A 15,741-nucleotide genomic window follows, 5' to 3' on the forward strand; every position below is an offset into this window, starting at 1 on the left:
GATTGGAGTAATCAATTGCTAAATTTTATTATAAGTTGTTTCCTTCCATAAGTAAAAACAGTTGATAAAACGAGGTTTTAATTTAAAAAGTAAATAACTATGATTCGAGCAATCACTAACTCGTTTTTTAACATTATATCTTAAGTAATTGATTGTTACTATTATCTTATTAGGGTTGATTTTTCATTAAGATCAGGAGGTAACTTACAATGAACTATGTTTTTCCTAAATCTTTCCTATGGGGTACGGCTACATCTGCTTACCAGGTAGAAGGGAACAATGATAAATCGGATATGTGGGCTGAAGAATATTCAGAAGGATCACCTTACAGAGATTATTCAGGTGATGCTGTCGATCACTATAATCGGTACAAACAGGATATCGAACTCATGGCAAGTTTAGGTCTGAACAGTTACCGTTTTTCAATTGAATGGTCAAGAATTGAACCGGAGCAGGGGATATATTCTCAGGAAGAATTAGACCATTATCGAGATGTAATCAAAACATGTTACGACAACAACATTACTCCAGTCGTTACGATGATGCATTTTACTTCTCCACAGTGGCTGATGAAACTAGGCGGATGGAAAAATCCAGAGACAGCAGACCTATTCGCGAAATATTGTGAGGTTGTATTCAAGGAGTTTGGTGAGGATATTCCTTACGTCTTAACGATGAATGAAGTCAATTTGCCTGTCATGTTAAAAGAATTGTTTATTAATATGAACTTTATGCCGCCTGTTGGGATGGATGCCAAGTCATGGACAGCTCCAGGCTGGCGTGAATCTGCTGCTGCGAAATGCGGAACAACCATTGATCAATATTTTACCTTCCACATGGCATCTGATGAGGCTTCTTTAGATATTGTAAAGGATGCCCATAGGAAAGCTAGAGAAGTGATGAAAAAAGTGAATCCATCCACTAAGGTAGGACTTTCCTTGGCATTGCCTGAGATTCAAGTAATTCCTGGTGGAGAGGAGCAGGCTGCAAAAGTTTGGCATGATTACTTTGGGCAATTTAAATCTGTCATTGAAGGTGACGACTTTATTGGTATACAGAACTACACTCGTGAAGTGTATGGTCCAGAGGGACAAGTTCCGCTGCCTGAGGGAACAGAAGTAACCGCAATGGGATATGAATTTTATCCGGAAGCACTTGCTGGAACCATCAGAAATGTAGCTGCAGAGTTAGATATCCCTGTTTTGGTAACAGAGCACGGTATTGCAACAGATAATGATAGCCGCCGGATTGAGTTTATCCGGCGAGGACTTAGAGGGCTGCATGCGTGTATCGAGGACGGAATACAAGTGTTAGGTTATCTTTATTGGTCCACATTTGATAACTATGAATGGACATTTGGCTATGAACCGCATTTTGGGATTATTGGGGTCAATCCTGAAACACAAGAGAGAGTAGTAAAAGAAAGCGGCCGTGTTCTAGGAGATATTTCTAAAAATAATGGTGTAAATGAATAGAATTAAACAGATCCGATGAATTGTTTGGACAGGCTGGATGAAAAAGCTGGCGTACTCGTCCGAACCCGAAGCGACTTCGGACGGGTCTGAAGAAAAAAAGGTGTATTTGTCTGAAGCCGAGGCGACTTCGGACAGGCTGGAAAGAAAAGCTGGTGTCCTTGTCCGAACCCGAGGCGACTTTAGACAGGCAGGAAGAAAAAATAAGTGTCCTTGTCCGAACCCGAGGGGACTTCGGACAGGCTGGAAGAAAAAACAAGTGTCCTTGTCCGAAGCCGAGTGGACTTTGGACAAGGCGGTAGAAAAAACAAGTATATTTGTCCAAAGCCGAGGCGACTTCGGACAGGCCGGAAGAAAAAGCAGTCGTAATTGTCCGAACCCGAGGCGACTTTAGACAGGCCGGAAGAAAAAACAAGTGTCCTTGTCCGAACCCGAAACGACTTCGGACAGGCCGGAAGAAAAAGCTGGTATTCCTGTCCGAACCCGAGGCGACTTCGGACAGGCTGGAAAGAAAAGCTGGTGTCCTTGTCTGAACCCGAGGCGACTTCGGACAGGCCGGAAGAAAAAACAAGTGTCCTTGTCCGAACCCAAAGCCATTTCGGAAAGTTTTGAAGAAAATCTAGGATTCCTGTCCGAATTAAAGACTTGTAATAGTCATTGGTGTCTTGTAAGAAGGGTTATTATATATTCCCGCATAAACAAAAATCTATAAATAAGAAAGGGATTTCGGTTATGAAATATCAAAATCCAGTTATAAGCGGCTTCCACCCCGATCCAAGCATTTGTAAAGTAGGAGACAATTTTTACCTAGTCACAAGCTCTTTTGAATACTTCCCAGGTGTACCAATTTTTCACTCAAAGGATCTTGTCAATTGGAAACAATTAGGTCATTGTTTAACTCGTGATAGTCAATTACCTTTACACGAATCTAAGAGTTCCATGGGGATTTTTGCCCCAACCCTTAGATACAACAATGGCCGTTTTTATATGATTACTACCAATCTAACAATCGGAAAAAACTTTATCGTCTGGGCCGAAAATCCAGAAGGCCCGTGGTCAGAACCCATTTGGCTCGATTGGCCTGGAATAGATCCTTCACTTTTATTTGATGAAGATGGGAAGGTTTATTTAACAGGAACACAAGACATCTTCCGTGGGGAACCTTCAGGGATTTATCAGGCGGAAATTAATGTTGAAACCGGAGAGATTCTTACTGAGCGCCGCTTAATATGGCAAGGTACAGGCGGGGCCCATCCAGAGGGACCGCATCTCTATAAAATAAACGGCTTGTATTATTTAATGATCGCAGAAGGTGGAACAGAATATGGGCACATGGTAACGATGGCACGAAGCAAACAGCCTTTTGGTCCATTTGAAAGCCACCCTAATAACCCAATTCTTACCCATCGCAGCAGTGCCAGCCCAATTCAAGCAACCGGACATGCGGATTTAGTTCAATATATAGATGGCAGCTGGTGGACGGTATTTTTAGGAATTCGCCCTGCTCCCATTCCGTTTAGTGGAAAAAATCATCATCTTGGCAGGGAAACTTTTTTGGCACCAGTCGATTGGAACGACGAAGGCTGGCCAATAATTGGCGCTCAAGTCGAATTAGAAATGGACGGAAGAACACTTAAAATCGAGGACAAAGTATCATTGAAGCGTAAAGATGACTTTAATGAGACTACTTTAGATTTCACTTGGAATTTCCTGCGTAATCCAAGCGAAGAAAGCTGGTCCCTAACGGACAGACCTGGATTCCTTGCGTTATATGGATCTTCAAAAAGTTTAAATGACTTAGACTCTCAAGCATTCCTCGGCCGCAGGCAGCAGCATTTTGATTGCAAAGTTTCAACTCTCCTAGAATTCTCTCCAATTGATGAGGGTGAGGAGGCAGGGCTAAATGTCTTTATGAATGATAGATTTCATTATGAAATCGCATTAGGCATACGAGATGGTGTAAAGAAGGTTTTTGTAAGAAGAAGAATTGGTTCACTTTGGAAGGTTGAGGCTGATCATGAGTATGGAGAAGAAGCTATTATTCTAACTGTTCAGGCCGATGCAAAAAATTATACCTTTTCCTTTCAACAGCAAGGCGGAGAATCTACTATTTTAGGTTCGGGAGAATGTTCGCTCTTATCAACTGAAGTCGCCGGTGGATTTACTGGAATATATTTCGGACTTTATGCTGCCGGAAACGGAGAGAAAAGCGGTACCCCTGCATATTTTGAATGGTTTGAGTACAATGAGTGAAATGAAAATCAAAAAAATCTAACAAGACTTGTTTCAAAGAAACGGCAACAATGCCGTTTTTTTGTTTCTTCAACTTTCGTAGAAGATTTTCTTAAAAAAGCCTCCGATAATTTAAGAAGGAATTCGTAATCATTAAGAAGAAACATTTAAATGAATTTTAATAGTACACGTACAAAACAAAAGGAGAATGAATTATGAAATCAACAGATAAATTCACAGACAAAGCTGAGCTATATGCAAAATATCGTCCCAGCTACCCACTTGAATATATTGATTATTTAATTTCTGAAGCTGGTTTAAATGAGGATTGTATGATCGCGGATATTGGCTCGGGGACTGGAATATTAAGTGGCCAGCTGCTCGAAAAAGGATTTACTGTAATCGGAGTGGAACCAAATAATGATATGAGATTTGTTGCGGAACAAACTTTGAAGGCGAATTCCCGTTTTATTTCGTTAAAAGCCACTGCAGAAAACACAACTATAAATGATAATAGTATAGATTTAGTAACAGTAGCACAGGCATTTCATTGGTTTGACATGGAGAAGTTCAGATTGGAATGTCAACGGATTTTGAAACAGGATGCGAAAGTGGCCCTTGTATGGAATAGCCGGGATGGGTCCAGTGATATAAACAAGGAAAGTGCTGATATTTGCCAAAAGTACTGCCAAAATTTTAAAGGTTTTAGCGGCGGTATGGAGGAAACTCCGATTGCATTTCCTCAATTTTTTAAAGATGGAAAGTATGAACTAAAGTACTTTCGTAATGATTTGCCATTTGATTTAAGTGGGTTTTTGGGCAGGTATTTATCGGCCTCCTATGCTCCTAAAAAGACCGACAAGGAATATCATCCCTTCATTACTGCATTATCTAATTTATTTGAAAAATATAGCAATAATGGGAAATTAGTTATACCCAATATTACAAGAAGCTATTTCGGTAAAGTATAATTTTTTAATTACTGATTATTTTCTATTTATTTGGTCTACGTATTGAGACCGCTGTAACATAATGAAAATATAAGCATCTTAATTTTTCCAATACAACGATGTTTAAGACAAAATTTTGCCTATTTTGAGTCAAAAAAAGGGATGCATGATTAATAAAATATGTATATTATAAAAATTTATATAAGAAAGCGTTTTCTAGAAATGGATTCTACTTTAATACTACTAGGTTAATATGTTTTAAATTCATTGAGAAACCTGATGGATGATGTATTGTCTAGAACTTAAGAAAGGAAGGTTTTTATCATGCGCAAATATGATCCAAACGTCATTGACCAACTACAAAAGGAAACTACGATTATCGAAAATAACGGAGTTAAGGTTATCGTAAAACCAAGCCCTGGTGAAGATAGACCAGGATATCTAGATCCGATGGAATTAAGTCTTATGGATAATCATTGGGCAGGAAAGCTAGATGGGGAAGAACCTGCAGCAATTCCGCCAATGGAAGTATTAATTCCCATTATGAGAGACAACATGGGATTCCCCAACTATAATTTAAACACCGTAGAAATACATACAAAATATGAAGAAATTACAGATAGCGGAAATACAGTAGGCTTGTGGCGCTACTATCCCAGAAAATCAGTAAAGAATCCAAAACGGCCTGCATTGGTATTTTTTCATGGAGGCGGCTGGATTGGGGGCACCGTCTATACCGCTGAAAACTTCTGTAAATTGATAGCTGAATTAGCAGATGCTGTTGTGTTTAACGTAGATTATTCTTTAGCTCCAGAAAAGCCATTTCCAAATGGTTTTAATGACAATTATTATGCGGTAAAGCATGTTTATGATTATGCCGAAGCCTATGGAATAGACCCTGGAAAAATCAGTGTTGGCGGAGATAGTGCCGGTGGAAATTATGCAGCGGCAGTCTGTCTAAAAGCAAGAGAGGAAGGAACACCAAAAATTGCGATGCAAGTACTGATCTATCCAGCAGTTACACAAGCGGATGCCATGGTTGACGGATATGAGTGGAGTGAGAACTTCTTTGAAAAGTCAGAGGAGCACAAGGACATCATCAATGGGCTTATTTCACTTGGAAGACCTTCAAAATTTGAAGAGAACCTTTTTTTAGGAGCTTATATTGCAGACAAGGAAGATATCTGTAATCCATATGTTAGTCCAATGCTGGCCGAATCACATGCAGGTCTGCCAAAAGCCATTCTTTCAGGAGCCGAATTTGATGGTTTACGTGTTCATACAGAGTTTTATGCCAAGCAGCTTCAGGATGCAGGAGTAGAAACCACTTGTTTCCGTTATAAAGGGATGACCCATGCCTTTATTGATAAATTAGGCCATGTTCCCCAGGCAGAAGATCTGTGTATTGAGATAGCAAAGGCAATTAGGGAAATATAAATACAAAAAATATATATATGGTTTATTAAATAAACTATAAGAAAGCGTTGACAACTATCTTAGTATGATAGTATAGTATAAACATGAAAGCGATAACAGAATATTACTAGGATTGTTACTGGTCAGGCAGGCAAAACCTAAATCACATGATCGTCCCGAGCGCATTGCTCGAACGGTCCGTGCTTTTGGTTTTGCCTGCCTTTTTGTTATTCTTTCCGCGCGCGAAATTCTATTTTTCTTCTATTTTAAAATTTATGGAGGTTACTAACATGAAATATGAGAAGTTAGCAAAAGACATTCTCGAGTTAGTTGGCGGAAAAGATAATATTAATAGTGTTTTCCACTGTGTGACAAGACTTCGTTTCAAGTTGAAAGACGAAAACAAGGCAAAAACTGAGGATATTAAAAACTTAGATGGTGTTGTTACGGTCATGAAAAGTGGCGGACAATATCAAGTAGTTATCGGAAATCACGTGCCAGATGTGTATGCCGCAGTATTAGAAGTGGGCGGTCTTAGCGGAGTGAGTGAAAGCGCTTCAAATGATGATGATGGTAAAAAAGTCGGTCTAGGTGCCAAATTTATTGATATGATTTCAGGTGTTTTTACGCCAATCTTAGGTGTACTTGCTGCAACAGGTATGTTAAAAGGTTTGGCTGCTTTATTCTTAGCTTTGCATTGGGTGGAAGCGACTTCTGGAACGTATAACCTGTTAAATATCGCTGGAGATGGCTTGTTCAATTTCCTGCCGATCTTCCTAGGTTACACAGCCATGAAAAAATTTGGCGGTACACCGTTTGTCGGTATGGCCATCGCTGCAGCACTTGTTCATCCTGGATTGACAGCGCTGTCAGCAGGAAAGCCGCTTTACACTTTATTTAAAGGAACGTTATTCCAATCTGATATTCATATCACATTCTTAGGAATTCCCGTTATCTTAATGAGTTATGCTTCAAGCGTTATTCCGATTGTATTAGCAGCATTTTTTGCAGTAAAGGTAGAAAAAGGATTCAAGAAAATCATCCCAGATGTAGTAAAAACATTCTTAGTTCCTTTCTTAACCATCATGGTGATGGTTCCATTAACTTTCCTAGTCATCGGACCAATTGCAACATGGGCTGGCAGTTTACTAGGTGCAGCAACGATCTGGATTTATAATTTAAGCCCAATCGTCGCTGGTTTAATCCTTGGTGGTTTCTGGCAGGTATTCGTTATGTTTGGTCTTCACTGGGGACTTGTTCCAATTGCAATGAACAACATTACGTCAATGCATTTTGACCCAGTTTTAGCTACAGTCACTTTCGTATCATTTGCACAAACTGGTGCTGTTCTAGCTGTTCTGTTAAAGACTAAAAACAAGAAGTTGAAATCTCTAAGTATCCCAGCATTCATTTCAGGTATTTTCGGTGTAACAGAACCAGCGATTTACGGTATTACCTTACCGCTTAAAAAGCCTTTCATCATGAGCTGTATTGCTGGTGGAATCGGCGGCGGACTGATGGGTGCTTTTGGAAGTAAATTATGGATGTTTGGCGGCATGGGAATCTTCGCTATTCCAAGTTATATCAAACCAGGTACAGGACTTGATATGCCATTCTGGGGTGCAATGATCGCGATTGTCGTATCTTTCGTCCTAGGATTTGTTTTAGTTTATTTGTTTGGATTCAAAGACACAGCAAGCAAAGAAGAAACAAAAGTAGAAGCAACAAAAGTAGAAGTGAAAAAACAAGATGGACCAGTAGCCGTAGCTAGCCCAATCAAAGGTGAAATCGTTCCTTTATCTGAAGTAAAAGATCAAGTATTCTCAAGTGAAGCCATGGGTAAAGGTGTAGCGATCAATCCATCTGAAGGAAAAGTCTTCTCACCTGTTAATGGAGAAGTAACCCTTATGTTTAAAACATTACATGCGATTGGTCTAACATCTGAAGATGGTGCACAAATCCTCATTCATGTTGGAATGGATACGGTTGAATTAGATGGAAAACATTTCACTGCTCATGTAAATCAAGGTGATTTTGTAAAAGCTGGGGATTTATTAGTTGAATTTGATGTAGAAGCAATTAAAGCAGCTGGTTATCAAGTCGTAACACCGATTGTTGTTACAAACACTCCAGATTATAAAGAAATTAAGGTATTACAAGCAGGAAAAGTTGATAAAAATGAAGAGCTTTTAGTTCTTGTATAAATAATTCAGGTTCAATCTAAAAAGGATATGGTTCCGGTCTTAAAGCAGCTGGAACCATAATCCTACATATTATTGGAGGTAAGAAATAATGACAAACTTTAAATTTCCTAAAAACTTTTTATGGGGCGGCGCAACCGCAGCGAACCAATTAGAAGGTGCATATAATGAAGGCGGCAAAGGTTTATCCATTTTCGATATGGTTAAATTTGTGCCAAAAGAGGAACGCGGAAATGATCCAGAGATGGATGTTAAAAGCGAAAAAGAATTAGAAGAATTAGTATCCTTAGGGGATGGTGAAAACTTTCCAAAGCGACGCGGTATTGATTTTTACAACCGTTACCAGGAAGATATCGCCTTGTTTGCGGAAATGGGCTTTAAGGTCTTCCGTATGTCTATTTCTTGGCCGCGTATTTTTCCAAATGGAGATGAGCTGACTCCTAATGAAGAAGGTCTTGCTTTTTATGACAAGGTGTTTGCTGAATTACAAAAATATGGGATTGAGCCTTTAGTGACTCTATCACACTATGAAATTCCTCTTAATCTAGTTCAAAAATATAACGGCTGGGCAGATCGTCAAGTAGTGGAGTTCTTTGTCCGTTATGCAGAAACCGTTTTTAATCGTTACAAAGATAAAGTCAAATATTGGTTAACTTTTAATGAAATCAATATCTCACAATTTTCACCATATATCGGTTCTGGTCTTCTAATCGACCGCGTAGAGCATAAGGAACAAGCCGTTTATCAAGCACTTCACCATCAATTTGTGGCTAGTGCAAGAGCAGTTAAGGCTTGTCATGAAATCATTCCTGGTGCGCAAATCGGCTGTATGTTAGCTCGGATGGAAGTATATCCAGAAACCTGTAATCCACAAGATGTACTAGCTGCATTGGAAGAAGATCAAAAGAATCTATTCTTCACAGATGTTCAGGTTCGCGGCTATTATCCAAGTCATATGTTAAGTTATTTTGAAAAAAATAATATCCATATTGAGATGCTGCCTGGTGATGAAGAAATCTTGCTGCAACACCCTGTAGATTTCCTTTCTTTTAGTTACTACATGACGATGGTGGCGAGCGGTGATCCTGAAAAATTGAAACAAAAAGGAAACTTCTCCAGCGGGATTTTGAACCCTTATCTTGAAACATCGGATTGGGGCTGGCAAATTGACCCTACAGGATTAAGAATCACCTTGAAAAAATTGTATGACCGCTATGAAGTTCCTTTATTTATTGTAGAAAATGGCTTAGGTGCGTATGACAAGGTTGAAGAAGATGGTTCGATTCAAGATGATTATCGAATTGACTATCTGCGCGAGCACATCAAGGCAATGGGAGATGCCATTCAGGATGGAGTGGACTTAATTGGATACACCACTTGGGGCTGTATTGATTTAATCAGTGCGGGTACCTCCGAAATGTCTAAACGATATGGGTTCATTTATGTTGATCAAGATGATTATGGCAATGGTACATTAAAACGCACTCCTAAAAAATCTTTTCATTGGTACAAAGATGTTATTGCCACTGATGGAGAGAAGCTTTAACTAGAAAATGGATGATGGGGCCATGACATGAGGCCGCAAAAAGAATAACTTTGGTCTTATACAGGCGGGATAAAATTATAAAAGATGACTAAATACAATATGTAGTTGGCTAGAGCTCTTATTATTAAGGGCTCTTTTTTTCATTCTTCCCTAATCTAAGTAGACATCGAAAAAAAAATTAGAACAAATATCTGCCTGTTTTCAGCCAAAAAGGGGAAAGCGATTTAAGGCTGTTTTTTATATCATAATAATAGTGATAGGAAACGCTTTCAGGTGATACCACGATTGGTGGATACATCGCTTACTTTTTGATATAAGGATGGGAACTATGAAAATATCTGCAGTCATTTTTGATTTAGACGGTGTAATTGTTTCGACTGACGAATACCATTACCAAGCATGGAAACGAATCAGCGACCAAGAAAACATCTATTTTGATAGGAAAATAAACGAAAGACTTCGCGGCGTAAGCAGAATGGAAAGTCTTGATATTATTCTGAGTCATTCTGATAAAAACTATAGTGATACTGAAAAGCAATTTCTTGCTCAGCGAAAGAATACGATTTATTGTGAACTGCTAAACAACTTATCTCCAAATGACATTTTACCTGGGGTCATTTATCTATTATTGGCTCTAAAGGCAAGAGATATAAAGATAGCCATTGGCTCTTCTAGTAAAAACACGCCTTTTATTTTAGAACAAATTGGACTAGCTTCCAACTTTGACGCCATTGCGGATGGAAATAGCATCAAAAATAGTAAGCCAGATCCGGAGGTGTTTTTACTTGCAGCGGAGTTGCTAGGTGTACAGCCAGAAAAATGTGCTGTTATGGAAGATGCCCAAGCAGGAATTGACGCTGCAAAGGCTGCTGGGATGAAGGTGGTCGGGATAGGTTCCGCAGCTACTTGTTTAAATGCTGATATCAAATTACAAGATCTAACGAATGTAGATATAGACCACCTGTTAGAAGTTAATGAGATTAGGAGTTGGTAACAATGATAAAACTTAATGCCAGTCTGGCCCATTTAAAAAGTAACCCCTTCTTCCTAAGCGATAAAGACATCGAATGGGTAGAAGAAACCCTTCAATCGATGACCTTACATGAAAAAGTGGGGCAATTATTTTGTCCAATCGGCAGCTCAGACAAAAAACAAGAGTTAGAAGTCTTTATTAACGAATATCATCCTGGCGGCATTATGTATCGTCCCGATACGGGTGCAAAAATACAGGAAACACATCGGTCGTTACAAGAGTTATCTCCTATTCCTTTACTAATTTCTGCTAACTTGGAAGCCGGCGGAAATGGGATTGCTACGGATGGCACTTATTTCGGAAAACAGATGCAGGTGGCTGCAACAGACGATGAAGGTATGGCCTATAAACTGGGATTAGTAGCTGGCCGTGAAGGAAGGGCCTCCGGATGTAATTGGGCTTTTGCACCGATTGTTGATATTGATATGAATTATCGAAACCCAATTACAAACGTAAGAACGTATGGGTCTGATCCAATCAGAGTTGCGCAAATGTCTAAAGCTTTTATGAAGGGAATTCATGAAAGCGGCCTCGCAGCGGCTGTTAAGCATTTTCCAGGGGATGGAGTGGATGACAGAGATCAGCATCTTTTATCATCTGTAAACTCCTTATCTACCAAAGAATGGGACCAAACTTTTGGGATGGTTTATCAAGAACTGATAGACAGTGGGGCGAAATCGATTATGGCGGGCCATATCATGCTCCCTGAATATTCAAGAGAACTATTGCCGGGTATTGAAGATGAGCAAATTATGCCGGCCACACTAGCACCAGAGTTACTAAATGGCTTATTAAGGGAAAAGTTAGGTTTTAATGGTTTAATTGTGACTGATGCATCCCCAATGCTAGGGTTTACTACATCAGAAAGAAGAGAAGTTGCCGTACCTAAGGCAATTGCCTCAGGCTGTGATATGTTCCTCTTCAACCGTAATATAAAAGAAGATTATGAGTTTATGTTAAAAGGGATTGAAACAGGTATTCTAACTTCGGAAAGAGTAGATGAAGCCGTAACTAGAGTACTTGCTCTTAAAGCATCATTAGGTCTTCATGCACAAAAGGAAATGGGGACTTTAGTACCAGGAGCAGCGGAATTGTCCCTTTTACAGTGTGAAGAACATAAGGTTTGGGCAAAAGAATGTGCAGACCAGTCCGTCACATTGGTTAAGGATACTCAAAAACTATTACCTATTAATGCTGAGCAATACAAGAGGGTTCGTCTATATGTATTAGGTGATCAAGAAGGAGGACTAAAGGAAGGCGGCTCGGTAACCCTACCTTTTATCAACTCCCTTGAAAATGCCGGTTTTCAAGTGGAACTTTATAATGACAAGCAAGTAAATTTCCCGGAGCTGTTTATGAGTGTGAACGATTTTAAAGCGAAATATGATCTTATCATATACGTTGCCAACCTTGAAACAGCGAGTAACCAAACGACGGTAAGAGTTAATTGGCAGCAGCCGTTAAATGCAAACGCACCATGGTTTGTTAAAGATATTCCGACACTGTTTATTTCGGTTGCTAACCCATACCACCTGCAGGATGTTCCTATGGTGAGAACCTATATTAATGCCTATTCGTCTAATGAGTTTGTAGTAGAAGCAATCGTTGATAAAATTTTAGGAAAGGCAGCGTTTAAAGGGAAGAGTCCTGTCGATCCGTTTTGTGGCAAATGGGAGACTAGATTGTAAATGAGCAACAGCACTCCATTATCCGTATGGAGTGCTTCTCATCTATATAAACCTAATCTTTGATTCGAGCAATGTTTATATTTCATATGAATATTAAAATAAATTAAAGCGTTTGCTAAAATTAATAATTAGAAATCTACTTAATGGAGAGGAAAGCGAATAAATGAGAATAAAAAATATGAAAACCAACCGGATTACTAATCCACTAGGATTTGATTTAGGGAGACCTCGTTTATCTTATGTAGCCTATGACACCAATGCTGCCAAACAAACAGCTGCACAAATCCAGGTAGCACTCGATGAAGAATTCATAAATAGTGTGTTTGATAGCGGTAAAAGTACGGAGATTGACAGCCTTGCTTTTGAACTTCCGATTACTCTTGAATCATACACCCGATACTACTGGCGTGTTACTGTATGGGCTGATAATGGGGATGAGGCTGTAAGTGATACTGCTTGGTTTGAAACAGCAAAACTAGCTGAATCTTGGGATGCCAAGTGGATTACTTCAGATTTTGATAAAGAGATCCACCCTGTTTTAACAAAGGAATTTGGCCTGTCAAAAGAAGTGGTTTCTGCCCGTGCCTATGTATGTGGATTGGGTTTATATGAAATGGAGATTAACGGTGTAAAGGCTGGGGATGAATATCTTACCCCTAATTTCAATGCGTATGACAAATGGCTCCAATACCAGACCTATGATATTACCAATCTAGTTAGAGCGGGACAAAACTCCGTCGAAGTTAGTCTTGGAAATGGATTATACAAGGGCCGCTTTGGTTTTGAAGGCGGAGAAAATGAAATTTATGGTGATCAGTATGCCTTTTTATGTGAAATTGTTATTAACCATGCAGATGGAACAACTTCGAAAATCAGCTCTGATAATTCATGGAAAGCAAGAAAGAGTCCAATCTTATTTAGTGGTATTTATGACGGCGAAATTTTCGATGCTAATTCAAAAGACGCAATCACTTACGATGTAAAGGAAATTGATTTGGGATACGACAGATTAAAGGCAAGATTAAGTTTGCCAGTAGTCATAAAGGAAGAGTTAAAGCCAATTGAAGTGATTAAAACACCAGCTGGAGAAACCGTGCTTGATATGGGTCAGAATATGGTAGGCTGGGTTCAATTTAAAACCAATGCTCCAAAAGGTTCGGAAATAGTTTTACAGTATGGCGAACTCTTGCAGGAGGGAAATTTTTATCAGGACAATCTTCGGACAGCTAAGGCAGAATTTAGATATATTTCCAACGGAGAAGAATCTGTTGTAAGGCCTCATTTTACTTTCTACGGCTTTAGATATGTAAAAGTCTCCGGCTGGTCTGATGAACTGAATAAGGAAGATTTTACAGGCTGCGTTCTTTATTCTGATATGGACCAAACGGGAAGTATTGAAACAAGCAATCCATTGGTTAACAAATTATTCCTGAACGCATTATGGGGTCAAAAAGGTAATTTCTTAGATGTACCAACAGACTGCCCGCAGCGTGATGAACGAATGGGCTGGACTGGAGATGCGCAGGTGTTTTCAGGAACAGCTGCCTTCAATATGGATACCTATGCTTTCTTTAGCAAATACGGCTATGACCTTGCTCAGGAACAATCTTCACAAGATGGAATGGTTCCAATGGTAGTTCCGATGGCAACTGTTAAAGGCGGCGGTTCAAGTGCATGGGGAGAGGCGGCTACGGTAATCCCTTGGAATGTGTATCTGCATTATGGAGATAAAGCTATTCTCGAACAGCAATTCGATAGTATGAAGGGCTGGGTTGATTTTATCAAGAGAGCCGATGAGGCATCTGGTGCAAAAAGGCTGTGGACCACTGGGTTCCATTTTGGTGACTGGCTGGCATTGGATGGAGATGATCCAAATTCGCCAATGGGCGGAACTGAAACAGCCTTCATCTCTTCAGCCTATTATTGTTATTCCTCTATGTTAGTGGCAAAAGCAGCTAAGGTACTTGGCAAGAAGGAAATTGCCGAGGAATACGAAAATCTATCAAATGAGGTAAGAGCCGCGATCAGGGCAGAATACTTTACTTCAAATGGCCGTCTTGCCCTGAATAATCAAACAGCATTAGTTGTTGCCTTATTTATGGACCTTGTTCCAGACGAGCATCGAAAAAGACTATCTAATGATTTACGTGAAAGATTGAAGAAAGATAAGAACCACTTGAAGACAGGCTTTGTCGGGACACCTTATCTATGCAGAGTGCTTTCTGAGAACGGAAACAATGATTTAGCTTATACTCTACTATTAAATAAGGATTATCCAAGCTGGTTATATGCTGTAACAATGGGAGCCACAACAATTTGGGAGCGTTGGAACTCCGTACTGCCGGACGGTAAGATTAGCGGAACGGATATGAATTCTTTAAATCACTATGCCTATGGTTCGATTGTGGAATGGATGTATCGAAATGTCGCAGGCATCAACCCTGTGGAAGAACAGCCAGGTTTTAGACAGGTCAGACTAGCACCACAGCCTGATTATCGATTGAAGTATGCAAAAGCCACATTGGATTCAGCTGCTGGTTTATACGAGAGTCATTGGGAACTGAATGAAAATGGACAGTTGACATTTAAATTTGTTATTCCCTTTAATGCTACAGCTACAGTTGAATTGCCAGATGCAGACGTAAAAAACGTCCAAATGAACGGTAAATCTTTAAGCGAAGCAGAAGTTAGTGCAATTCAAATTGGGAAAAAAGCGCAAGTGGAGTTACACAGTGGAACCTGGGAATTCGAGTATTTACCTGAAGTTGACTATATTAAATACTACAGTACTCATATGCCTTTAAGTGAATTGGCGGCAAATGACGAAGTAAAAAATGTATTGGAGGAAACGGTTCCACATGCGGCTGCTTTACCTGAAGAGATGGTTACTAACTTAGGTCATCAATCGTTAAGAGAATTGTCCCATATGCCGTTCATGCCAATCCCTGCAGAGGTGTTAGACGATCTTGATTCCAAGCTTGAGAAAATAAAAGTAGTTGTTCAATGACTAGTAAATGTAGGGGAATGACAGATGAAAACAAATTGTTAAATGCTTGACACATAGAGTAAGTGAAATAGAAACCAAACACTAAAACGTGTTTGGTCTATTTCATCTTTACCATTTGATTCATTTTCAGTTTTAAAAAAAGTCGGAATTATGAAAGCAATAAGTCGTATTTACGGTAGGAAAGGATTTTTATTTG

The 15,741-nt window shown here is 39.5% G+C and carries 10 protein-coding genes; all 10 read left to right on the forward strand.

Translation table 11 applies throughout. From position 1 onward, the window contains the following. Positions 1-209 precede the first annotated feature (209 nt). Complete coding sequence (locus J7E81_RS02095; protein WP_215040471.1) at positions 210-1,475, forward strand: glycoside hydrolase family 1 protein; 1,266 nt, start codon at positions 210-212, stop codon at positions 1,473-1,475. A 100-nt stretch (positions 1,476-1,575) separates the two neighbouring features. Beyond that, on the forward strand, positions 1,576-1,866 hold the full coding sequence (locus J7E81_RS02100; protein WP_215040473.1) for a hypothetical protein: 291 nt from the start codon (positions 1,576-1,578) through the stop codon (positions 1,864-1,866). Between the two features lie 338 nt (positions 1,867-2,204). Next, positions 2,205-3,725, forward strand: coding sequence for a glycoside hydrolase family 43 protein (locus tag J7E81_RS02105; protein ID WP_215040475.1), 1,521 nt, complete (start codon positions 2,205-2,207; stop codon positions 3,723-3,725). A gap of 194 nt (positions 3,726-3,919) precedes the next feature. Then, positions 3,920-4,675 (forward strand): class I SAM-dependent methyltransferase, encoded by a 756-nt coding sequence (locus J7E81_RS02110; RefSeq protein WP_215040476.1) that lies wholly within the window; start codon positions 3,920-3,922, stop codon positions 4,673-4,675. Between the two features lie 303 nt (positions 4,676-4,978). After that, complete coding sequence (locus tag J7E81_RS02115; protein WP_215040478.1) at positions 4,979-6,091, forward strand: alpha/beta hydrolase; 1,113 nt, start codon at positions 4,979-4,981, stop codon at positions 6,089-6,091. Positions 6,092-6,360: 269 nt separating this feature from the next. Then, entirely contained in the window at positions 6,361-8,274 is a 1,914-nt protein-coding gene (locus tag J7E81_RS02120; protein WP_215040480.1) for a beta-glucoside-specific PTS transporter subunit IIABC, read from the forward strand. Between the two features lie 88 nt (positions 8,275-8,362). Further along, entirely contained in the window at positions 8,363-9,817 is a 1,455-nt protein-coding gene (locus J7E81_RS02125; protein WP_215040482.1) for a glycoside hydrolase family 1 protein, read from the forward strand. Between the two features lie 328 nt (positions 9,818-10,145). Beyond that, on the forward strand, positions 10,146-10,811 hold the full coding sequence (gene pgmB, locus J7E81_RS02130; protein ID WP_215040484.1) for a beta-phosphoglucomutase: 666 nt from the start codon (positions 10,146-10,148) through the stop codon (positions 10,809-10,811). A gap of 2 nt (positions 10,812-10,813) precedes the next feature. Then, complete coding sequence (locus J7E81_RS02135) at positions 10,814-12,538, forward strand: glycoside hydrolase family 3 protein (RefSeq protein WP_215040486.1); 1,725 nt, start codon at positions 10,814-10,816, stop codon at positions 12,536-12,538. 163 nt (positions 12,539-12,701) lie between these two features. After that, positions 12,702-15,545: an alpha-L-rhamnosidase gene (locus tag J7E81_RS02140; RefSeq protein ID WP_215040488.1), complete on the forward strand. Its 2,844-nt coding sequence runs from the start codon at positions 12,702-12,704 to the stop codon at positions 15,543-15,545. The last annotated feature ends 196 nt before the right edge of the window (positions 15,546-15,741 follow it).

The sequence above is a fragment of the Bacillus sp. ISL-18 genome, assembly GCF_018613415.1.
Classification (GTDB): Bacteria; Bacillota; Bacilli; order Bacillales; family Cytobacillaceae; genus Neobacillus.